This is a genomic window from Dokdonella soli, assembly GCF_039523175.1.
GTDB lineage: Bacteria > Pseudomonadota > Gammaproteobacteria > Xanthomonadales > Rhodanobacteraceae > Dokdonella_A > Dokdonella_A soli.
This window is the reverse complement of the sequence record NZ_BAAAEU010000032.1, coordinates 35,849-60,378: the sequence shown is the minus strand read 5'-3', so window position 1 is coordinate 60,378 and position 24,530 is coordinate 35,849. Positions and strand designations below refer to the sequence as shown.

At 65.8% G+C, this 24,530-nt stretch carries 9 protein-coding genes; 7 read left to right on the top strand and 2 right to left on the bottom strand.

All coding sequences use genetic code 11. From position 1 onward, the window contains the following. Nucleotides 1-174 precede the first annotated feature (174 nt). Nucleotides 175-1,317, bottom strand: coding sequence for a glycoside hydrolase family 18 protein (locus ABD002_RS19110; RefSeq protein ID WP_343794119.1), 1,143 nt, complete (start codon nucleotides 1,315-1,317; stop codon nucleotides 175-177). 237 nt (nucleotides 1,318-1,554) lie between these two features. Between ABD002_RS19110 and aceE the strand changes: the two genes are divergently transcribed. The 6 genes from aceE to ABD002_RS19080 all read left to right on the top strand — a co-directional run bounded on the left by aceE (nucleotide 1,555) and on the right by ABD002_RS19080 (nucleotide 14,041). Beyond that, nucleotides 1,555-4,248, top strand: a complete 2,694-nt coding sequence (aceE, locus tag ABD002_RS19105; protein WP_343794117.1) for a pyruvate dehydrogenase (acetyl-transferring), homodimeric type — start codon at nucleotides 1,555-1,557, stop codon at nucleotides 4,246-4,248. Between the two features lie 2 nt (nucleotides 4,249-4,250). Continuing rightward, entirely contained in the window at nucleotides 4,251-5,363 is a 1,113-nt protein-coding gene (locus tag ABD002_RS19100; RefSeq protein WP_343794115.1) for an alkaline phosphatase family protein, read from the top strand. A 91-nt stretch (nucleotides 5,364-5,454) separates the two neighbouring features. Continuing rightward, a complete protein-coding gene (locus ABD002_RS19095; RefSeq protein WP_343794113.1) occupies nucleotides 5,455-7,839 on the top strand; it encodes a DUF3772 domain-containing protein in 2,385 nt (794 codons plus the stop codon). 232 nt (nucleotides 7,840-8,071) lie between these two features. After that, nucleotides 8,072-9,409, top strand: a complete 1,338-nt coding sequence (locus ABD002_RS19090) for an alkaline phosphatase family protein (RefSeq protein ID WP_343794111.1) — start codon at nucleotides 8,072-8,074, stop codon at nucleotides 9,407-9,409. Nucleotides 9,410-9,604: 195 nt separating this feature from the next. Next, on the top strand, nucleotides 9,605-11,851 hold the full coding sequence (locus ABD002_RS19085) for a TonB-dependent receptor (protein WP_343794109.1): 2,247 nt from the start codon (nucleotides 9,605-9,607) through the stop codon (nucleotides 11,849-11,851). A 135-nt stretch (nucleotides 11,852-11,986) separates the two neighbouring features. Further along, nucleotides 11,987-14,041: an alkaline phosphatase family protein gene (locus tag ABD002_RS19080; RefSeq protein WP_343794107.1), complete on the top strand. Its 2,055-nt coding sequence runs from the start codon at nucleotides 11,987-11,989 to the stop codon at nucleotides 14,039-14,041. Between the two features lie 200 nt (nucleotides 14,042-14,241). On the opposite strand, the gene ABD002_RS19075 is transcribed toward ABD002_RS19080, so the two are convergent. Further along, nucleotides 14,242-14,895: a hypothetical protein gene (locus tag ABD002_RS19075; protein ID WP_343794105.1), complete on the bottom strand. Its 654-nt coding sequence runs from the start codon at nucleotides 14,893-14,895 to the stop codon at nucleotides 14,242-14,244. A gap of 827 nt (nucleotides 14,896-15,722) precedes the next feature. Here ABD002_RS19075 and ABD002_RS19070 point away from each other — a divergent pair. Continuing rightward, nucleotides 15,723-24,275 carry a DUF7507 domain-containing protein gene (locus ABD002_RS19070; protein WP_343794103.1) on the top strand — a complete coding sequence of 2,851 codons (8,553 nt, stop codon included), beginning with the start codon at nucleotides 15,723-15,725 and terminating at the stop codon, nucleotides 24,273-24,275. The last annotated feature ends 255 nt before the right edge of the window (nucleotides 24,276-24,530 follow it).

The following is a 24,530-nucleotide window of genomic DNA, read 5'->3' as shown; positions in this document are numbered from 1 at the left end:
CGCCAGATGTCGAACACGAGTCATTGAGCGAAAACTTATATTTAAAATACTTTTACAAGTATACAATATTAAATATAAATCTTAAGGCGCAGCGTAGCGGTCGGCAAGCGGTGGCGTATTGCCGAAATTGCTCTCATAGGAACGGTTCGTTGCGCGCAGGCAGTGAGCGGCGCGCTACTCCAGAAATGTCGTGCGCACCGCATCGAGCAGAGGATCGCGGTGGCCGACCGGCTCGCTTGCCAGGTGTCCCTGGCTGATCGTCCAGATGATCAGCGCACCGAGTTCCTGCGCGCGCGCGTACGCACCTTTCTCGGTGATCGATTGCGCATCGTCATAGCTGATGAAGGTGCAGCCGGCACTGCCGAGCGGCGTCGCCGACGACAGGTACGGCACGCGCGCGGTGGCGTCCCAGATGTGCGCCGGCGGCGTGTAGTAGTTCTGGATGATGTTCGCGTAGCTCATCGTGCCATCGCCGGCGGCGGGGGTGCCGCCGATCTGATGCGGGCCGGTGACACCCCGCCAGCAGTAACCATAGAACGCGGTCCCCACGCCGAGCTTCGCCGCGGGTACGCCTGAGGCGAGATAGAACGCGACGCTGCTCGCGACCGAGGATGGCGTGGTCGGGGTTTCGCCGTACAGGGCGGAATTGTGCCAGCTCTGCCAGCCGCTCCACGGGCCGGCCATGTCGTAGGTCATTACGTCGATGCGGTCGAACAGCGGCGCGATCTGGCCCCAGAACGGATCGGGCGGATTGGCGAAATTTGAATTCATCCAGATGATCGGCACGGTGAGGATCAGCTCCGGTCGGGCCGCGCGCAAAGCGGTGGCCAGCGCCTGGAAATTCCCGCGATCACTTGTTTCGAGCGGTTCCCAATCGAGATCCAGCCCATCAAAACCGAACTGGTCGACCGCGGCGAGCAGGTTCGTCACGAACGACGCGCGGTTCGCCGCGCTGGCAGCACCCCGCCAGCCGGCGATCTCGCCAGCGCCCCCAATCATCAGCACGGCTTTGCGGCCAGCCGCGTGCGCGGCATCGACGCTGGTATGCGCCCAGGCCGGGCCGTTGACCGCATCGATGTCGAAGTCCGTGGTCAGGCTGCCGTCCGCGAGCGGTCGCGCGCGACCGACCATCAGATGCGTGATCGTGGAGAAATCCACCTCGCCGATCGGGTACTGCTGGCGCTCGTAACCCACGTAGTAGCCTGCAACCCAGCGCCGCGCTTCGAAACCATCCGCGAAAATGCTATCGGCGACGGCCGCATAAGCGATACCCGACAGCGATGCTCCGCAGAGCAGGGCGATGACCGAATCACGCATGGCGTTTCTCCCGGAGGCGCGGACTCTACACGGGAATTCGTGCCGGATTTGCCCAGCGATGCCCAATCGCGCGACCCGCGGAGGCGATGCCGGAATGGGCGGATCCCGTGCCGGCATGGCTGTGCAACATGCAGATATTGCGCGGGCCGACTAAACTCTCCCTTCCGCGCGACGGCGTCTCCGCACGTCGCCGCAAAAATGCGTCGCGGCAAGCTGCGGCGCCATCGAGAGAATCGCATGAACCAGCTCAACGACATCCTCGACCAGGACCTCGACCCGGTCGAGACGCAGGAATGGACCGATGCACTCAAGGGCGTGATCGCTGCCGATGGCACGGATCGCGCGCACTACCTGCTCGAGCGCATGGTCGGCGAGACGCGCCGCGCCGGCGGCTACCTGCCGTTCGATCCGACCACCGAATACGTCAACACGATTCCGCCGCAGCGCGAAGCGCACATGCCGGGCGATGCGAACATGGAATGGCGCATCCGCTGCCTGATCCGCTGGAACGCGATGGCGATGGTCGTGCGCGCGAACCGCAAGCCGGGCGAACTCGGCGGGCATATCGCGAGCTTCGCCTCGAGCGCGACCCTGTACGACGTCGGTTTCAACCATTTCTGGCGCGCGCCTTCGTCCGAGCACCCGGGCGATCTCGTGTTCCACCAGGGCCATTCGAGCCCAGGCATCTACGCGCGCTCGTTCCTCGAAGGCCGCATTGGCGAGGACCGCCTCGATCTGTTTCGCATGGAAGTCGCCGGCCACGGCAAGGGCTTGTCCTCGTATCCGCATCCATGGTTGATGCCGGACTACTGGCAGGTGCCGACCGTGTCGATGGGCCTCGGTCCGTTGCAGGCGATCTACCAGGCGCACTTCATGAAGTACCTGGAACATCGCGGCCTGATCCCGAAGAGCGATCGCAAGGTCTGGTGTTTCCTCGGCGACGGGGAAACCGACGAGCCCGAATCGCTCGGCGCGATCTCGCTGGCCGGGCGCGAGGGTCTGGACAACCTGATCTTCGTGATCAACTGCAACCTGCAGCGCCTCGATGGTCCGGTGCGCGGCAACGGCAAGATCATCCAGGAACTCGAAGGCAACTTCCGCGGCGCTGGTTGGAACGTGCTGAAGCTGGTCTGGGGCAGCTACTGGGATCCGCTGCTTGCGCGCGACACCAGCGGCAAGCTGCGCAAGCTGATGATGGAAACCGTCGACGGCGAATACCAGAACTGCAAGGCGTTCGGCGGCGCCTACACGCGCGAGCATTTCTTCGGCAAGTATCCGGAGACGCGCGAACTGGTCGCGAACCTGTCCGACGACGACATCTGGCGCCTGAACCGCGGCGGCCACGATCCGCACAAGGTCTATGCGGCGTATCACCAGGCGGTGAACACGCAAGGCATGCCGACCGTGATCCTGGCCAAGACGGTCAAGGGCTATGGCATGGGCGCGGCCGGCGAGTCGCAGAACCCGACGCACCAGCAGAAGAAGCTCGACGACGACGCGGTACGGCATTTCCGCGACCGTTTCCAGATCCCGATCGCCGACGACAAGCTCAAGGACGTGCCGTACTACCATCCGGGCAAGGAATCGCCGGAAGTGCAGTACATGCTGGAGCGTCGCAAGGCGCTCGGCGGCTTCCTGCCGCAGCGGCGTCGCAAGAGCACGTCGATCGCGGTGCCGGATCTGTCGGCCTTCGAGGCGATCACCAAGGGCAGCGGCGAGCGCGAGGTCTCGACGACGATGGCGTTCGTGCGCGGCATCAACCTGCTGCTGCGCGACAAGCAGCTCGCGCCGCATGTGGTGCCTATCGTCGCCGACGAGGCACGCACGTTCGGTATGGAAGGCATGTTCCGCCAGATCGGCATCTACGCGCCGTTCGGCCAGAAGTACAAGCCGGTCGACGCCGACCAGCTCATGTACTACCGCGAGGACCAGAAGGGCCAGGTGCTGCAGGAAGGCATCAGCGAGCCCGGCGCGATGTCGGCGTGGATGGCTGCGGGAAGCAGCTACTCGGTCAGCGACGTGCCGATGCTGCCGTTCTACATCTACTACTCGATGTTCGGCTTCCAGCGCGTCGGCGACCTCGCCTGGGCGGCCGGCGACATGCGCACGCGTGGCTTCCTGGTCGGCGGAACCGCCGGCCGCACCACGTTGAACGGCGAGGGCCTGCAGCACGAGGACGGCCATTCGCACCTGCTCGCCGGCGCGATTCCGAACTGTCGCGCCTATGACCCGACCTTCTCGTACGAGATCGCGGTGATCCTGCAGGACGGCTCGCGCCGCATGCTGCAGGAACAGGAAGACGTCTACTACTACGTCACCGTGATGAACGAGAACTACGCGCACCCGGACATGCCGAAGGGGGCCGAGGCCGACATCGTCAAGGGCATGTACCTGTTCAAGGATGCCGGCAAGCCGAAGAAGAACGAGCCGCGCGTGCAGCTGCTCGGTTCCGGCACGATCCTGCGCGAAGTGATTGCGGCGGCGGAACTGCTGGAGAAGGACTTCGGCGTCACCAGCGACATCTGGTCATGCCCGAGTTTCAGCGAACTGCGCCGCGATGGCTTCGCGGTCGAGCGCTGGAACCGCCTGCATCCGCTCGACAAGAAACCGCGCAAGGCGCACGTGACCGCCTGCCTCGAAGGCCGTGGCGGGTCGGCGATCGCCGCGACCGACTACGTGCGCGAATACGCCGACCAGATCCGCGCGTTCATGCCGGACGGCATGCGTTACGTCGTGCTCGGCACCGACGGCTTCGGCCGCAGCGACACGCGCGCGCACCTGCGCGGCTTCTTCGAAGTCGACCGCTACTGGATCGCGCACGCCGCGATCGCCGCGCTCGCCGCCGAGGGCAAGATGAATCCCGAGGACGTCGCGCGCGCGATCAAGCAGTGGAAACTCGACCCCGAGAAGCCGGACCCGACGACGGTGTGACGATGAACATGCTGGCGAGGCTGGTGTTCACGTGCAGCGCCGGCGCGCTGGCGCTTGGCGGTTGTGCGTCGACGTCGACGCCGAAGACCGCCGTCGGTCCGCGCGTCGGTCACGTCTTCGTGATCGTGCTCGAGAACGAGCCGTTCGAGCGCACGTTCGGCAAGGACTCGCCGGCGCCGTACCTCGCGCACGAGCTGACTGCGAAGGGTGCGTTGCTGCGCCAGTACTTCGGCATCGGCCACAACAGCCTCGACAACTACGTCGCGATGATCAGCGGCCAGGCGCCGAACGCGGCGACGCAGGCCGACTGCCCGGTCATGAGAGAGTTCAGCGCATCCGCTCCCGGACTCGACACAGACGGCCAGCTGCATGGCGAGGGCTGCGTGTATCCCGGCTCCGTGAAGACCGTCGCCGACCAGCTCGAGGCCGCGCATTTCGACTGGCGCGGCTACATGGAGGACATGGGCAAGGACCCCGCGCGCGAGGCGGCCGCGTGCGGCCATGTCGCGATCGGCGCGAAGGACGTGACCAATCACGCCGCGCCGAATGACCAGTATGCGGACAAGCACAATCCGTTCATCTATTTCCATTCGATCATCGACGACCGACCGCGCTGCGAACGCCATGTCGTGAATCTCGACGCGCTGCCGCACGATCTGCAAGACGCCGCGGCCACGCCGAACTACGTCTTCATCACGCCCAGCCTCTGCCACGACGGGCACGACCTGCCGTGCAAGAACGGCGAACCGGGCGGCCTCGAATCCGCCGACGCGTTCCTACGCAGCTGGGTGCCGCGCATCCTCGATTCGGCCGCGTTCAAGCAGGACGGGCTGCTGGTGATCACGTTCGACGAGGGCATCCTCGACAGCACCGCCTGTTGCGGCGAGCACGCTCTCGCCGGCGGTCCACCCCCGGGTCTGAACGGCCCCGGCGGCGGCCGCATCGGTGCGGTACTGATCGCGCCATCGATCCGACCCGGCACGCTGTCCGACGTGCCCTACAACCATTATTCGCTGCTGCGCTGGGTCGAGGATGATTTCCATCTGACCCATCTCGGCTATGCGGCCGCCCCCGGCCTCGCCACGTTCGGCAGCGACGTGTTCGCGAAACCGTAAGCTGGACCTCGGCCCACCGCCTCCTGAAGCGGACCCAAACCGGAGTGGAGTGAAAGGCCGGGCCTGCACCCCGCACGTTTATCATGCACGGATGCCATTGATCTTCCGTGCCCTTCTGCTGCTTATCGCCCTCGCCGCGTTGCCATGCTTCGCGCAGGCGCCCGACTCCACGAAATTCTTCGACGACGCGCGCCAGCAGACCGCCGACGTCCGCAAGCAGCTCGGCGGCGCCGAGGTCGACGACGCCAAGCTCAACGAATTCCGCGACGCGGCTTCCGCACTCGGTGCACAGGCCGATGCGCTGGCGGCGGATCGCGTGCCGAAGCTCGCCGCGATCCAGGCGCGTCTGGCCGAACTCGGGCCGGCGCCGGTGAAAGGCACCAGCGAAGCGCCCGACATCGCCGCGCAGCGGACGGACCTCGGCAAGCAGAGCGCCGCACTCGATGCCGAGATCAAACGCGCCAAGCTGCTCATCGTCGACAGCCAGCAGCTCGCCAGCGAGATCGCAGAGGCGCGCCGCGCGAACTTCCAGGCGCGACTCTCGCAGCGCACCGCGTCGCCGCTGACCCCCACGTTCTGGAACGACGTCGCCGGCAACGCCGACCGCGACAATGCGCGCCTCGCCACCCTGCGCGATGGCGTGCTCGCGGCGCTCCACGATGGGTTCGCACCGGACAACCGCGCATTCGCGTTCGGCGGCATCAGCATCGGCCTGTTCCTGATCTTGGTCGGGCGCTGGTGGGCGGTGCGTGCGCTGATGCGCCTGACGGCCGACCGTGTGCCGCAAGGTCGCCTGCGCCGGTCCGCGTTCGCGTTCGCAATGGTCGTGATCGCAACCGTGTTCACCGGCTTCGGCGTGCAGGCGGCCGTGCTCGGGCTCGACTGGCACGGCGCGTTCTCCGATGCGGAAAAGGCCATCGCGACCGCACTGGTCAGCGCGGTGTTCTTCGGCAGCTTCGTCGCCGGACTCGGCTATGCGCTGCTGTCCTCGGCGCGGCCGTCGTGGCGGCTGCCGCCGATCCCGGACCCGGTCGCGCGACGCCTGCGCCTCGCACCGCTGCTGTTCGGCATCGCGACCACGGGCAGCATCCTGGTGAACCGGATCAGCAGTCTCGTCGGCGCGAGCCTCTCGGCGACGATCGCGGCGAGCTTCGTCATCGCGGTCCTGTACAGCGTGCTGATCGCCTGGGTGCTGGCGCGCTCGGGTGCGCCTGTCGAAAGCGGCGACGCCGACGCTGCCGACACGGCCCCGCGTGCGGCCTGGCCCGGTTTCGCGATCGCGACGCTATGGCTCGGCGTGTTCGCGACCCTGCTGTCGGCGTTGTCCGGCTATGTCGCATTCGCGCACCTGCTGGCGCGGCAGATGATGTGGCTCGGCATCGTCGCGGCGGCGCTCTACCTGCTCGTGCATCTGGTCGAGGACGTGTGCGCGACCGCATTGTCCTCGCGCGCGACCTGGGCGCAGCGCACGCTCGGCCTCGCACCGCGCACGCTCGACCAGTTCTCCGTGCTGTTCTCCGGCGCGTTCCGCATCGTCGTGTTCCTGTTCGCGCTGGTCGTCGCGTTCGCGCCGTTCGGCACCGAGCCGTCCGACCTGATCGAGCGCGGCGGCCGCCTCGGCGCCGGACTCAGGCTCGGCCAGATCGAGATCACGCCGTCGGCAGTGATCGGCGCGATCCTCGTGTTCGTGTTCGGTCTCGCCTCGATCCGCGCACTGCAGCGCTGGCTCGGCGAGCGCTACCTGCCGACCACGCGCCTGGATCCGGGCATGCGCAGTTCGGTCACGACCCTGCTCGGCTATGCCGGCGGCGTTGTCGTGTTCGCGTTCGCGCTGTCCGAACTTGGGCTGTCGGTCGAGCGCATCGCCTGGGTCGCCAGCGCGCTCTCGGTCGGCATCGGCTTCGGCCTGCAGGCGGTCGTGCAGAACTTCGTGTCCGGCCTGATCCTGCTCGCCGAGCGGCCGGTCAAGGTCGGCGACTGGGTCGTGCTCGGCGATACCGAGGGTGACATCCGCCGCATCAACGTGCGCGCGACCGAGATTCAGTTGGCCGACCGTTCGACGATGATCGTGCCGAACTCCGAACTGATCACCAAGAGCGTGCGCAACGTGACCTTGGCGAACGCCGAAGGGCGCGTGCGCATCCGCCTGCCGATGCCGATGGACAGCGATGCCGACCGCGTGCGCGAACAGGTGCGCACCGCACTCGCGACGCACGCCGGCGTGTTGCAGACGCCGGCGCCGAGCGTGCTGCTCGACGGCATCGAAGGCACCTCGCTGGTCTTCGTCGTGATCGCTTACATCGCCAATCCGCGCCAGTCCGCGACAGTGCGCAGCGACCTGCTGTTCGACATCCTCGCGCGCCTGCGCGCGGAACGCATCGCGATGTCGTCGCCGTTCGACGTGAAGCTGCGCGCGCCGCTGGTCGTCGCGTCGGCGGACGAGGCGGCGGCTGCGCTCGATGAGCGCTCCGGCTGATGCGCCGATGATCGCAGGCGCCTCGGCTCGCGAGGCGCGCTGACATCGATATCGGGTGATCTCTTCCGGGCGTGGCGGCGAGGGGCAGCCCGCTCGTCCAAGCGCATGTCGTTCGCGGGCGTGCGAGTCGTCCGCGCCGGATGTCATGCGCGAGTCACCGGTTGCTGGTATCGATGCGCGTCCACCGATGACGAGTGCCATGCCGGCCTCGCATGTCTGCAAGGAAACCGCGATGCGCCCCTGGATTGAACGTTTTGTCCTTGCCTTGACGCTGTGCCTGCTGCCGCCCGCGGTGCATGCAGGGAAGCCGGCGCCGCTGCTGCTGATCTCGATCGACGGGCTGCGTCCCGGCGACGTGCTCGAAGCGGGGGCTCGAGGGCTCGAGGTTCCGAATCTGCGCCGCTTCATCGCCGACGGCGCGTATGCGAGCGGCGTGCGCGGCGTCACGCCGACGCTGACCTATCCGAGCCACACGACCCTGCTGACCGGTGTCGCTCCCGCGCGCCACGGCATCGTCAGCAACCTCACCTTCGATCCGATGTTCAAGAATGCGGTCGGCTGGTACTGGTACGCGACGGACATCCGCGTGCCGACCCTGTGGGACGCCGTGCACGCGGCCGGCCTCGGTACCGCCAATGTGCACTGGCCGGTCAGCGTGGGCGCGCACGTGGACGCCAACCTGCCCCAGATCTGGCGCACCGGCACCGATGACGATCGCAAGCTGGTCGCCGCGCTCGCCACGCCCGGTCTGCTGCCTGCGCTCGAACACGAACTCGGCCGCTACGCCGATGGCATCGACGAGAGCATCGAGGCCGACGAGAACCGCGCGCGCTTCGCCGAGCGCCTGCTGACCCTGCGCCGTCCCGGTTTCATGACCGCCTATTTCACCGCGCTCGATCACCAGCAGCACCTGTCCGGACCGGATACGCCGCAGGCGCACGCGGTGCTCGAACGGATCGACGCGATCGTCGGCCGCCTCGTCGCGACGGCACGCGCACGCGATCCGCAGGCGATCATCTGCATCGTGTCCGATCACGGCTTCGCGCCGCTGCAGCACGACGTCAACCTGGTCGGCGCGTTCGCCGATGCGGGCCTGATCCGCTTCGATGCGAAGGGGCAGGTGACCGGCTGGGACGCGGTACCGTGGTACGGCGGCGGTTCGGCGGCGATCGTGCTGCGTGACGGCAAGGACGCGGCGCTGCGCACGCGCGTCGCCGCGCTGCTCGACCGCCTGCGCGACGATGCCGGCAATGGCATCGACCGTCTATTGACGCGCGAGCAGCTGGCGCCGCTCGGCGGCAATCCGGCGGCCGACTTCTACGTCGACTTCAAACCCGGCTACCAGATGGCGCCGGATCCGAAGAGCGCGCCGGTATCGGCCAGCACCTATCGCGGCATGCACGGCTATCGGGCCGATCTGCCGGAGATGCGCGCGACCTTCCTGATCAGCGGCCATGGCGTGCCGCACGCACGTGCGCTCGGCGACATCGACATGCGCGATATCGCGCCGACGCTGGCGCATCTGATCGACGTGAAACTGCCGGCGGCCGAGGGCAAGCCATTGCTGTAATCCCTGCAACGCGTCAGCCCGACGTCAGTTTTCCTTAACGGCTGCGTAACACCACAGTCACCGCCGTCACATCGAATCCATGCAGCATCGCGCGCCTCGCCGGACTTCCTGGCGCGGCGCGCATGGACGCGCGCAACAGCAATGCGGCGCCGGCCCCGGGAACGGCACGGCGCCCGACAAGCACGGATCAAAACAATGACGACGCGCAAATCGATGTTGACGCTGGCCCTGCTGGCCGCGCTGGCGAACCTGCATGCTGCCGAGGTCGCCCCCGCCGACCCCGCGGATGCGGCAGCATCTGCTGCACCGAATGAAACGCTGGACACGATTTCGGTCGTCGGCCAGGGCGAGACGCGCCAGGTGCAGCGCGTCAGTCAAGGCGACAGCACGGTGCTGCCACCCGGCGCCAGCCCGCTGAAGGTGCTCGACAAGCTGCCGGGCGTGCATTTCGAATCGGCCGATCCGTTCGGCAACTACGAGTGGTCGACGCGGATCAGCCTGCGCGGCTTCAACCAGTACCGCCTCGGTTTCACACTCGATGGCATTCCGCTCGGCGACATGAGCTACGGCAACAACAACGGCCTGCACATCAGCCGCGCGCTGATCGCCGAGAACCTCGGTGGCACCGAACTCGCCGAGGGCATCGGCGCGCTCGGCACGGCATCGACCAGCAACCTCGGCGGCGCCGTGCAGTTCATCTCGGCCGATCCGCTGCGGCAGTACGGCGTGCGCGTCGCGCAGACGATCGGCAGCGATTCCGCGCGCCGCACCTTTGCGCGCCTCGACACGGGCGATCACAACGGCTTCGCCATGTATCTTTCGGCCGTCGATGCGGACACCGACAAGTGGAAGGGCTACGGCGACCAGAAGCAGAGCCAGTTCAACGGCAAGGCGGTGTACGACTTCGGCGGCAACCACATCAGCGCGCTGGTCACCACGTCGCATCGCGACGAAGTGGACTACGCGGATCTGTCGCTGGAGTCGCAGCGCAAGCTCGGCTGGGACTGGGACAACTACGCGCCGGACTGGAACCGTTCGGTCGCGGCGGCCAATGGCCAGTTCAGCGGCGGCGTCGCCGGCGTCAGCGATCCGCTCGATGCGGCCTACTACCTCGGCCGCGGTCTGCGCGACGACAAGCTGTTCTCCCTCAACGGAGATTTCAACCTTGCCGAAGGGCTGGTCCTGCATGCGACCGCTTACCACCACGAGAATCGCGGCCAGGGCCACTGGTTCACGCCGTATGCACCGTCCTCGCCGACGGTGCCGATCTCGATCCGCACCACCGAATACGGCATCAACCGCACCGGCGCGATCGCTTCGTTGACCTACGAGACCGGCATCCACCACTTCGAAGGCGGCGTCTGGTACGAGAACAGCGATCACACCCTGCAGCGCAACTACTACGGCATCACCGGCCCCGTCGATGACAGCCATTTCCTGCATGCACCGACCAAGCGCGCGTTCTACCAGCAATTCAACACGGTCACGCGTCAGTTCTATGCGCAGGACACGATGCATTTTCTGGACGGCGCCCTCACCGTCGACGTCGGTTTCAAGAGCCCGCACACCGATCTCGACGCGACTTCGCGGATCGGCTCCCGGGCCAGCGGCAGCCTGACGGCCGAGAAGAACGTCCTGCCGCAGGTCGGCGTCGGCTACAAGCTGACCGAACACCAGGAGCTGTTCGCCTCGTATGCCGAGAATATGGCCGCGTTCCAGGCCGGCGTCAGCGGTCCGTTCTCAGCGTCGCAGGCTGCGTTCGACGTGTTCGGAAAGACGCTCAAGCCGGAGCGTTCGAAGACCTTCGAGGGTGGCGTGCGCAGTTTCGGGGACGGCTACGAGGCGTCGCTGGCGCTGTACACGGTGAAGTTCGACAACCGGCTGCTGGCGATTTCGCAATGCGCCGGCATCGTCGGCTGCCCGACCGCATTCGCCAATGTCGGCTCGGCCAGCAGCCGCGGCGTGGAAGCGACCTTCGTCTGGAAGCCGATGGATCACCTGCGCTGGTTCAACACGGTCTCGTACAACCGCTCGCGATACGACTCGGACTACGTCGACGGTCAGAATATTGTGCCGACCCGCGGCAAGACCGTGGTCGACGCGCCGCACGCGCTGGTGTCCAGCGAGATCGCCTGGCAGGAAGGGCCGTGGGACCTTCGTCTCGGCGGCAAGTACACCGGCAAGCGCTACATCACCTATGTCAACGATTCGTCGGTGCCCGGCTTCCTCCTGTTCAACGCTTCGGCCGGCTACGATCTCGGCAAGCTGGGCATGCTCGAGGACGTTCGCCTGCAGCTCAATCTGAGCAACCTCACCGACAAGCGCTACTTCGCCACCGTCGGCAGCAACGGCTTCGTCGTCTCCGATCCGCAGGGCCAGAACTACACCCTGCTGACCGGTGCGCCGCGCCAGGTGTTCTTCACCGTCGACGCGCGCTTCTGAGGAGCGCCGCGGACACCCCGGCCGCCCGGGGTGTCCGTGGTGTCTTCACGAGCCACCCATCCAGCGCCTTTCGTTCTGCTGCAATATTCGGCTGCCCACACTGTGGCAGACACCCCGTCCGACCGAGCCATGACGATGCAATCGACATCCGTTCCCGCCACTTCGCGCCTGCGCCGCGCCGGCGCTGCGTTCCTGCTGACCGCCGCGCTGGCGGCGCAGCTGCTGGCTGCCCGTGGCAACGCGGCGATCGCGGCAGAAGCGGCGCATCCGGCGCCGGCATCCGCCCGGCACGTGATCGTGATGGTATGGGACGGGCTGCGGCCATCATCGATCAATCCGACCGACACGCCGAACCTCGATCGGCTGCGCGCGGAGGGCGTCGATTTCGCCGCGAACCACTCGACGTTCCCGACCGTCACGATGATCAACGCAGCCAGCTTCGCGACCGGCGCCTATCCGGGAACGACGGGCTTCTATGGCAATTCGATCTACCTGCCGGATGCACGCGGCGACGACGCCGACGGCGAGCCGATTCCCTTCGAGCGGCCGGTGTTCGTCGAGGACTACGGCGTGCTCGATGCGGTCGACCGCCGTCATGAGGGACGCCTGTTCAAGGTCGAGACGCTGTTCGAGGCGGCGCATCGTCGGCACCTCGTCACGGCGACGATCGGCAAATCCGGGCCGGCTTATCTGCAGGATCATCATCGCGGCGGCGCCATCCTCGACGAGAATCTCGTCTGGCCACGCGCGCTGGCCGAGCGCCTGCGTGATGCGAAGCAGCCGTTGCCGCTGCACACCACGCTTGCGTACGGCCAGCCGCCACTCGTGCTCGAAGACGATAACGGCGATCCGACCGGCGCCGGCGCGGTGACGCGATTGAAGGAAGATGCGGCATCCGATCCGACCGACCGCGCCGGGTCGACCAACAAGGATGCCAACCGCTACATGCTGCGCGCGTATCTCGATCATGTGCTGCCGGAACAGAAACCGGCGCTCAGCGTGATCTGGTTCCGCGATCCCGACAGTACCGAGCACCAGTACGGGCCCGGTTCGGCCAACTATCGTGACGCGCTGCGCGCGCAGGACGCGCGGCTCGGCGAATTGCGCGATCGGCTGCGCACGCTCGGCCTCGCGGCCAGCACCGACCTGATCGTCGTTTCCGATCATGGCCACAGCAGCGTCAGTGGTCCGCTCGCGCTGTTCCCGCCGCGCGCGATCAGCGGCGGCGCGCCCGGCCACATCGATCGCGAAGGCGGCTACTCGGTGTCCGGCGAGGTGCGTCTTGCCGACCTGATCCGGCGCGCGGACATCGGCCTCGACGCCTACGACGACAAGGGCTGCATGCTGTCGCCGTCGCTGTCCGGCATCCGCATCGACGGCACCCGCGTGTATCCGACCCAGGTCGATGACAGCGGCCTCGTCTGCGGCAAGACCGGCGCCAGCTACACGACGGCGGTGCCGCCGTTGAAGACCAGTACGACGCTGACGCGCAACAGCGTGATCGTCGCGACCAATGGCGGCAACGAACTGGTGTATTTGCCGGCGCACGACCAGGCCACGCTGGCCAAGCTCGTGCGTTTCCTGCAAGGACGATCCGAAGTCGGCGCGATCTTCGTCGCGCAGCGCTACGGCGACATCGCCGGCACCCTGCCGATGTCGACGGTGCGCATCGACAGCGGTGACTCGCGCGCGCCGGATCTGATCTTCAGCTATCGCTACGACGCTGACGCGCGCATCCACGGCGTGGCCGGCATCGAATATGCCAGCATGTCATCGAACCGTGGCTCGCACGGCACGCTGGGACCGCGCGACGTGCACAACACCTTCATCGCCGCCGGCCCGCATTTCAGGCGCGGCTTCCGCGATCCGCTGCCGAGCGGCAACGTCGATCTGGCGCCGACCGTCGCCGCGATCCTCGACATTCCGCTCCCGCAGGCCGATGGCCGTCCGTTGCTGGAGGCGTTGACGATCGATGGCGGCGTCGACGCGGCACGCTACCAGGTGCGCGACTTCCGGATCGACGCGAAGCAGCGCGCGACCGGCCTGATCGTGTGCTATCCGACCGACCCCGATTGCCATGAGCGTGATACGGCGCGCCCGACCTATGCCGCGCGCGTGGTCGGCAAGGACGTGCAACTCGGCGAGAGGCATTGGCGCTACTACGACGCTGCGGACGCGGTGCGCGAATAGCCGGCTGCCCGCACGCTGTCGGCTGATGGCGGCGGTATCGAATCGCATTGAACCCGTGAAAATCCGTCCGGCATTCCCGTCGCAACCGGACGATGGCGACGGTGACGCTGATGCCCGGCGCCCCGACGAAGGCCAGTGTGCGGAAGAGGTCTAACCGACGACGCTGCCGGTGCCCCAATCGGGCTGGATATGAAGCCCGATCAGCGCGTGCGCGCCGCGCTGCGATTGCAGGTCCACCCGGGTGACGAGCGCCCACTCGCGTCTTGCCGCACGAAGGTCTCCGGAACAGCCGATCGGGCCGCGTCTGCAAGAGCTTTCCCGAGGAGAGGCGTCGGTAGAAAGGCGTTCGTGCACACGATGCGCTCGCCGTCGGCGATCTCGACCAGCAGCCGGCCCATATAGAAGCAGGACACCATCGCGCCGAAATCGGCGACTCGGGATGTTCCCAGTTCGATGACGTGTCGGAACAGCCGATCGGCAAGCACTCGGCAACGATTGGGACCGTCGATGCCATCGGCGCTCGAGAGCTCGCCCAATGACCGCGGATCGAGCATTCCGAGCAACCTGCGCGTGTCGTGCTCGAAACACACGCCGGAGAAGTACACGTCCAGCGAAACGATGCGGCAAGCGTCGTCAGGCAGACCAGAAAGAAGGTCGGCACACGCTTGACGAACAGGCCACGGAAGCGAAGACGGCCACTCCAGTTCAAACAATCCTTGCCAGGAACGTGCCGTAGCCGCCAACCCCTGGTCGAGGGTAGGCAGCGGGTCATCGGCTTGCGATGCAACAACTATACAAATTGTTACATGATGAACATGATACAAAATTAAACATGTTTTCATGTGAAATTTCATACATGTCCCGCGCCAGGTGTGCCATAAATGATTTGGGATTCTTGGACGGCTGGAAGACTTCGTACGCGGAGCTCGGTGATCCATCGAGTCGGAGGAAGCGCTGCGGCGGCGTCGTTGCGATCTCGCCTCGGCAATCGACCGAAGGAATAGGGACGTCGGACGGCACCGGGCTGTGGCGCTTGCCAGCTCGGGAGGAGTAGAGGTGATTGTTGGGGCGCAATCATCGCGAAGCCACGAACGGAGCTTGTTCGCTCAAACATTCGCATCAGCATAGGGGCTGCGCGGTGAGCAAACTGAAGGGAGTCGCTTCGGGCGAGGAGTCGCTTCCGGCAGCGGCAACGGTGAGCGTTGCGAACCTTGCAGGATCGCATCGCGGGTCACGCAGCGTAGACGCGCGGATGCCTGCTTCCGTGCGCGGACTTCCCGCTCGCCCCGAGCCTGGGACATCGCATTCTCTTTCCAATCCACCGCATGTCGTTCGCGCTGCCGTGGATATGCGGTTCGATCGCTTTCGCTGCGCAGCTTTTCTCCCGGCCTGCGGCACGCAAGCGTTTCCGATTCAAAGGGCTCCCTCCGAAAAAAACCTCGTCTTCGAGCGCACTCGGCATCGGCTCGCCATGCTTTTCCTGCGGAAAGCGCGACGTCAGCACCCGCTCTTCAACTCCGTTCGCGCCAACTCAAGTCGCGAATTCCGCACATCACAGGGAATCGTCGTCATGTCAGAGCTTATGTCGGACATTCGTAACCCGGACGGGCAAGCTTCGCTTCCGCGTGCTTCCAAGGAGCGCCGGTCCTGGGGTGTGCGATCCATTCGGGCCATGATGGCGATGGCACTCGTTGCGGCGCTCGTGAGCCCGTTGAGCGCATCGGCGGTGACGACGGCGAAGCACGAAATCTCTGCGAACTGGGTGGGCAACCCCGCTGCCGCTCCGTTCGGCAGCGCGGTCATCAGTGAATGGCATATCAACACCAATGACGCCAACGACCCCGAGGCCAACGATCCCGTCAACAATGTGCGCCTCACGTTGACGGCAACCAACGCAGTATTCGCGAGCATTCCCGCCGTGTGCAAGACGACGGGTGTCACTCCCGTTTCGTCGATCTCGCCGAATGGTTCGACCCTTGTCTGCAATCTCGGCACGATCAACGAAGGTACGGCGACGGTCGTGCAGGCGCCGGTCCGCGTGTCGGGCCAGAACGGCGGCAACTTGTCGGTGTCCGGTACGGTGACCTCGGACTCCGCGACGGCTCCCGCAGGCCCGGCGAGCCCGGGCCCTTCGTTGCCGATCACCTACACGCACGGCATGGATCTGTCGCTCAGTTTTGCACCGGGGGCAGGGTATCAAGGAGGACCTGCGACAAGTCGTACAGGCGGTGTCCGCACATTCCTATTGATGAACTTTTCGCTCATCTTGTCTGCAGGCTCGCGTCCGGGCCCTTCCACCTACAGCTTTCCGGTGAATGTCAGCGCGTCGGTGCCGGCCGAGATGGCGGGCTTGCAATGGGAAGGGTGCGTGCCTGTTTCTACGGCGTCTGCGTCCAGTGAGCAGCCATTCTCGGATCCTGCGCAGACGGACAGAACGAACTTCCCTACATGCGCGATTGCAGGAGCAGGTGCGAACTACACCGTAACCGTGTCCAACCTGAACTACACGCTGGTGAACACGCCAACGAAGGATAGCCTGGGTGGCGCGTTGCCGGGCACCGGCGCATACATCGCGTCGGGCACGATCGAGTTCAGTATCCCGTCAACCGTTGCAGCGCTCACGACTTTCACGTTCGACGCGACCGGTGCCGGCCCGTTCACGTTCGCGGACGGCACAGTCGTCGCCGATGTGCCCGGCGACAATACATCGACCGCGACCCTTACTCCGCCAGGTGTTTTCTCTGACGTGTGGCTGGGTACACCCACGTATTCACGTTCGCCCTGGGATGCGAATCTCTGGGTGAGTCCCGGAACCAGTCAAGGCGTGCCGCTTCCGACTCCGGGCATCAACACGATCGCCGACTACTACGCTGCCATTGCGGCCGGAACGCCACCGCTGATCCTGCCGCTGTACATGCAGGCCAACAGCCTGGCCTGGCAGATGTACGGCGGACCGGGTGGTGCGCAGATGGCCGGTGTCTGCACGATGAGCCAAAACGCGAACTTCATCGTTACGTCGATGGATGGTGGCGGTTTCGACAGCACCGGATATGTGAACTATTCGACCGCGCGATACTTCTATACGACCGCTGCCCTCAACACGAAGACCGAGACCTGCGGCGAGCCTTCACCCGGGCCCATGTGGACGGAGGTTACGCCGCCGGCGGGGACTACTCTGAAAGACCCGCGAATTGCGGGTGACAGCCTGATTGCGCTGCCGCCAGGCGTGACGGCCGTCAAGATGACATGGAATCCGGCCGTCGACCGTGCTCCCGCCGGATCAGGAGAGACCTTCCTTCGCGCATTCGGCTACATATCGCCGACCTCGCCGACCTCAGGGGAGGGTTGGACGGCGGGAACGTTCAATTTCCCCGGAGCGAATCCCTGGCCTGCTTATCCGAACCTCAACGGCTACGTAAACATCAGCACCGCTCCGGGCGGTACCAATCTTCCGGGCAGCACATACGGCCCGAACATGAACGGCATTCGTGACGCATTCCGGTTGCAAGGCCCGCAGGGCTTGGTGACCAAGGCGGCGTCGGACACCACGGCGCGGCCGGGTGTTCCCGTGACGTACACGATTCAGGCTGAAGCACAAAACAGCGCCACCAATCCGCCGCCCGCCGCTTTTTCAGTGGTCGACACGCTACCTGCGGGAATGACGTACGTTCCCGGTTCGGCATCGCCTGTCCCATCGTCGGTCGTCGGCCAGACGATCACCTGGACGTTCACGAATGTCCCGGCGAACGTGTTTCAGACCATCACCTACCAGGCGCAGACGCCGGCCAATAGCACAGTGGCGCCCGGTTCGAGCTTGACCAATACGGTTCAAATCAACGTAACCGGCGATCAACGTCCCGCTACGACAGCCGGAAGGCAGGCATCCGCGACGGTGACCGTTCCCGGCTCGTCTGCGACTACCTTGACGAAGTCGGTGGAGTCGAATCTGTTGTCCTTCTACGGCGACTCGTCCGCGTGGGATCTGACGATCAATTCATTCGATCCGATCTCCAATCCATACACCGACACGATCGACATCCTGCCCAACGTTGCAGACGGACGCGGCACGAACATCAGCGGCGCTTATACGATCACCGGCGTGACGGCGCCTGCTGGTTCGACGGTCTACTACTCGAGCGCTCCGATCGCGAGTCTGAGCAATGATCCGCGTGCCGCGTCGAACGGCGGGACTCCCGGTTCGATCGCCGGCAACACGGTGGGCTGGTCCACGACGGCCGTGGCGCATCCGACGGCGATCCGCGTGATCGGCCCGGCGTTGGCGCCAGGTGCGGCACAGACGATCCGAATCGCGTTCACCACCCCCGCCGGGACGAGCTGCACGATGCCGTCCGCGACGGACAACAAGCCCGGCCAGAAGCTGGTCAATTCCGCCGACACCATCACCGGCCACACGGCGCTGCCGATGCTGTCTTCGGCGACGACCACGATCGGTACGTGTTACGCCTTGGGCATCACGAAGTACGTGCTGGCGAAGGGAGGCAACCCAGCCAATCCGGCCGATTGGCACGACGCGAACACGCCGTCGGACTATCAGCGCTACGCGGTCGGTGACACGATTCCGTACAAGATCGTCGTCACCAACCTGGGTCCCGGAACGCTGACGAACACGGTCGTCACCGACGCCTTGGTGCCGTCGTGCAATGTCACCATCGCAACGCTTGCCGCCGCCGCGTCGCAAACTCAGCAGTGCTCGATGACGGCGGCAGCCGTCGGGACGACAGTGAACACGGCAACTGCGTCGGTGTCGCCTCCGACCGGGCCCACGTTGACCCCGAGCGATATCGCCGGCGTGGTCGTGGCGCAGCCGACGATCACCGTCCAAAAACTGGTAGCGGGCCGGATAGCGACACCTGATCAGTTCACCGTCGGTCTGAAAGACAGCGGCGGGACGCTGCTGACGTCGGCGTCGACCAGCGGCACCGGGACCAGCGCGACAACGACCAGTTGGCCGGTGACGCAGGGCTCGACGTACACGATTACCGACGCGATGGCGGCAGGTTCTACGAGCACCATCAGCGACTATGTTCCGACGATCGCATGTACCGACACGACGACGGGTACGCCGGTCACGGTAGGCGGTGGCGTCGGGGCGTGGACCATGACGGTCTCGTCCACCGACGCCTACACCTGCAAGGTCACGAATTCTCCGGGGCCGCCGGTTACCTGCACTTCCAGTTCGAACATCTTCAATACCGGGTACAACGCCGCAACGGGGGGCGTGTTGCCGGACAACTCGAAGGATGCGCATTGGCAAGTTGCCGGGCCATTTGGTCCGACCACGCCGGTGACAGTTGTCTCGTTGCCTCCGGCGAACGCCAGCTTCGCGCCCGCCAATGTGGGTAACCTGGCGCCGGGTGCATGGGTACCGAGCCCGTATGGCAACGCGCAGTGGATTTCGCAGCAGACGATCGCGAATCCGACCAGCCCGACCGGGGATTGGTACTACCGCTACCAGTTCACGCTGGATCCGGCCGTGGATCCGGCGAACGTTGCGCTGAGCGTCAACTTTCTGGCGGACAACAGCGTCGCCGAGGTCTACGTCAACGGCATCGCGCAGAGTTCGCAGACAACAGGTCTTCCACAGGCGCCTCCATCGCAGAATCCGTACTTCTACGCGGGATTCCAGGCAGCCAATGCTGCAGCGACGACGCTCAATCACAATTGGCAGAGCGGCCTCAATACGATCATCGTGCAGATCAAGAGCGGCCTGCCGGCTGAGGGATTCGATGCACAGGTCAGGCCCAGCGCGCTCTGTCCGCAGCCCAAAGTCAGCATCGCCAAGACGGCGGACACGACGATCCTGTCGCCCGGCGGCACGATTCACTACACGGTAACGGTGAGTAACACCGGTTTGGTTCCGGCGAACAACACGCCGGTATCCGACCCATTGCCGACCGGCATAGCCAGTGCAACGTGGACATGCGTCGGCAGCGGCGGGGCAACGTGTGCGGCCAGCGGTACCGGTGCGATCAATGACACGATCGCGACGTTCCCGGCTGGGGGCGTAGCGACCTATACGATCACCGCCACGGTCAGCGCGAGCCCGCCTGCTCACGTGACCAATACGGCAAGCGCGACACCACCGGGCGGTGTGTGCGCGCCGAGCAACACGAGTCCACCGTGCACGAGCATCATGGTCATTCCTCCGGTCCCGCAGGTGAGCGTGGTCAAGACCGCGAACACCACGACGCTGACGCCGAGTGGGACGATCATCTACACCATCGTCGCGAGCAACACCGGTTCGGTCAGCGCGCCGAACACGACCGTGTCCGACCCGATCCCGGCTGGCATCACCGGCATGACATGGACCTGTGCCGCGAATGGCGGTGCCGTGTGTCCCAACGCGAGCGGCAGCGGCGCACTCAACGAGACGGTCGTTACGTTCCCGACCGGCAGTTCGGTCACGTATACGTTGACCGCGACGGTCAGCGCGAACCCACCGGCGCACGTGACCAACACGGCGACGATGACGCCGCCGTCGGGTGGTGTGTGCACACCCGGGAACACCAGTCCGCCGTGCACGAGCATCGTGGTCATTCCGCCGGTCCCGCAGGTGAGCGTGGTCAAGACCGCGAACACCACGACGCTGACGCCGAGTGGGACGATCATCTACACCATCGTCGCGAGCAACACCGGTTCGGTCAGCGCGCCGAACACGACCGTGTCCGACCCGATCCCGGCTGGCATCACCGGCATGACATGGACCTGTGCCGCGAATGGCGGTGCCGTGTGTCCAAACGCGAGCGGCAGCGGCGCGCTCAACGAGTCGGTCGTTACGTTCCCTGCCGGCAGCTCGGTCACCTATACGTTGACCGCGACGGTCAGCGCGAACCCACCGGCGCACGTGACCAACACGGCGACGATGACGCCGCCGTCGGGTGTGTGCACACCCGGGAACACCAGTCCGCCGTGCACGAGCATCGTGGTCATTCCGCCGGTCCCGCAGGTGAGCGTGACGAAGACGGCGAATACCACGACGCTGACGCCGAGCGGGACGATCATCTACACCATCGTCGCGAGTAATACCGGTTCGGTGAACGCGCCGAACACCACGGTGAGCGATCCGATTCCGACAGGCATCACAGGGATGGCGTGGACCTGTACCGCGAGTGGTGGAGCGGTATGTCCGAACGCGTCGGGCAGCGGCGCGCTCAACGAGACGGTCGTTACGTTCCCGGCAGGCAGTTCGGTCACGTACACGTTGACCGCGACGGTCAGCGCGAACCCGCCGGCACAGGTGACGAATACGGCGACGATGACGCCACCGTCGGGTGGTGTGTGCACGCCGGGGAACACGAGCCCGCCGTGCACGAGCATCGTGGTCATTCCGCCGGTCCCGCAGGTGAGCGTGACGAAGACGGCGAATACCACGACGCTGACGCCGGGTGGGACGATCGTCTACACGGTAACGGCGCGCAACACAGGCAGTGTGGCCGCTCCGAACACCACGGTGAGCGACCCGATTCCGACGGGCATCACCGGTTACGCCTGGACCTGTTCTGCAACGGGCGGAGCGGTGTGTCCCAATGCCTCGGGCAGTGGCGCGCTGAATGAAACCATCGCGACGTTCCCGGCGGGCAGCACGGTGACCTACACCATCACGGCGACGGTGAGCACGAACCCGCCCGCACAGGTGACGAACACGGCGACGATGACCCCGCCGTCGGGCGGCGTGTGCACGCCGGGCAATACGAGTCCGCCGTGCACGAGCATCGTGGTCATTCCGCCGGTCCCGCAGGTGAGCGTGACGAAAACGGCGAACACGACCACGCTGACGCCGGGTGGGACGATCGTCTACACGGTAACGGCGCGCAACACAGGCAGTGTGGCCGCTCCGAACACCACGGTGAGCGACCCGATTCCGACGGGCATCACCGGTTACGCCTGGACCTGTTCTGCAACGGGCGGAGCGGTGTGTCCCAATGCCTCGGGCAGTGGCGCGCTGAATGAAACCATCGCGACGTTCCCGGCGGGCAGCACGGCGACCTACACCATCACGGCGACGGTGAGCACGAACCCGCCCGCACAGGTGACGAACACGGCGACGATGACCCCGCCGTCGGGCGGCGTGTGCACCCCCGGAAACACGAGTCCGCCGTGCACCAGCATCGTGACCATTCCGCCGGTCCCGCAGGTGAGCGTGACGAAGACGGCGAACACGACGACGCTGACACCGGGCGGCACGATTGTCTACACGGTCACCGCGCGCAACACGGGCAGCGTGGCCGCTCCGAACACGGTGGTGAGCGACCCGATTCCGGCTGGCATCACGGGTTACGCCTGGACCTGCGCGGCGAGCGGCGGCGCCGTGTGTCCGAACGTCTCGGGCAGCGGTGCGCTGAATGAAACCATCGCGACGTTCCCCGCGGGTAGTACGGTGACCTATACGCTGACTGCGACCGTCAGCGCGAACCCACCCGCGCAGGTGACGAACACGGCGACGATGACACCGCCGTCGGGTGGCCTGTGCACGCCGGGCAACACCAGTCCGCCGTGCACGAGCATCGTGGTCATTCCGCCGGTCCCGCAGGTGAGCGTGGTCAAGACCGCGAATACCACGACGCTGACGCCGGGTGGGACGATCACCTACACCATCGTCGCGCACAACACAGGCAGTGTGGCTGATCCGAACACCACGGTGAGCGACCCGATTCCGGCTGGCATCACGGGCTACACCTGGACCTGCGCGGCGACGGGCGGAGCAGTGTGTCCGAACGCCTCGGGTAGTGGCGCGCTCAACGAAACGATCGCGACGTTCCCCGCGGGCAGCACGGTCACCTATACATTGACCGCGACGGTGAGCGCGAATCCGCCGGCACAGGTGACGAACACAGCGACGATGACGCCGCCGTCGGGTGGTGTGTGCACACCCGGGAATACGAGTCCGCCATGCACGAGCATCGTGATCATCCCGCCGGTCCCGCAGGTGAGCGTGACGAAAACGGCGAACACAACGACGCTGACGCCGGGTGGCACCATCGTCTACACGGTGACGGCACGCAACACAGGCAGCGTGGCCGCTCCGAACACCACGGTGAGCGACCCGATTCCGACGGGCATTACGGGTTACGCCTGGACCTGCGCAGCGACGGGCGGAGCGATGTGTCCCAACGCTTCGGGCAGTGGCGCGTTGAATGAAACGATCGCAACCTTCCCGGCCGGCAGTACGGTGACCTATACCGTGACAGCCACGGTGAGTGCGAACCCGCCCGCGACGGTGAGCAACACCGCGAGCATCACTCCCCCGACGGGCCTATGCGAGCCGAGCAACACGCCGCCGCCATGCTCGAGCACGGTGATCGTGCCGCCGACTCCTCAAGTGAGTGTCACGAAGACGTCCAACACCACGACGCTGGCGCCGGGTGGCACGATCGTCTACACGGTCACCGCGCGCAACACGGGCAGCGTCGCCGCTCCGAATACGGTGGTGAACGATCCGATCCCGACCGGCATCACGGGCTATACCTGGACCTGCGCGGCGACCGGCGGAGCGGCATGTCCGAACGCGAGCGGCGGCGGTGCGCTGAACGAAACCATCGCCACGTTCCCGGCCAGCAGCACAGTGACCTATACCGTCACCGCAACCGTGAGTGCGAACCCGCCGGCGACGGTGACGAACACGGCAAGCGCAACGCCGCCCGGCGGCGTGTGTGCACCGGGCAACACGAGTCCTCCGTGTACGAGCACCGTAACGGTGCCACCGATCCCGCAGGTGAGTATCGCCAAGACCGCGAACACGACGACGCCGACGCCGGGCGGCACAATCGTCTACACGGTGACCGCGAGCAACACGGGCACCGTGGCCGCGCCAAACACGGTGGTCAGTGATCCTATCCCGATGGGCATCACAGGCTACACCTGGACCTGCGCGGCGGCGGGCGGAGCGGTGTGTCCGAATGCATCGGGCAGCGGGGCGATCAGCGAAACGATCGCGACGTTTCCCGTAGGTGGCAGGGTCACCTACACCGTGACGGCGACAATGAGTGCCAACCCGCCGCCGACGATCACGAACACGGCAGGCGTGACACCCTCGGGTCGTGGCTTGTGCGCACCGGGCAATACACCTCCGCCCTGCGTGTCGACCGTGGTCGTCACCGTGACCGTTCCCGGGACGCCGCCGGAGCCGACGCCGGTCAATTCTCTGTGGGCTCTGCTTCTGCTCAGCCTCGGTATGCTCGGGTTGACCTGGCGTTCGCGGCCGCGCATCGATTGATGGAGAAGCGCGCGGCACTCACCGTGCCGCGCGCTTCTACGCTGGGTTAGATTTATCGCGCATCGGGGCAATTCGCGCACCGGATTTGGGCACGAACGGGTACAAATCGGGCACGGGCATCGGACGGGCGACCGACAGCGCACACGATTGAAATGGCTCGCGGCGCGCAATTGCTTGAAACGAGGAAGTTCGTTGCAAGAATGAGATGGTGGCTATGGGTGGACTCGAACCACCGACCCATTATGAGGGCGTAGC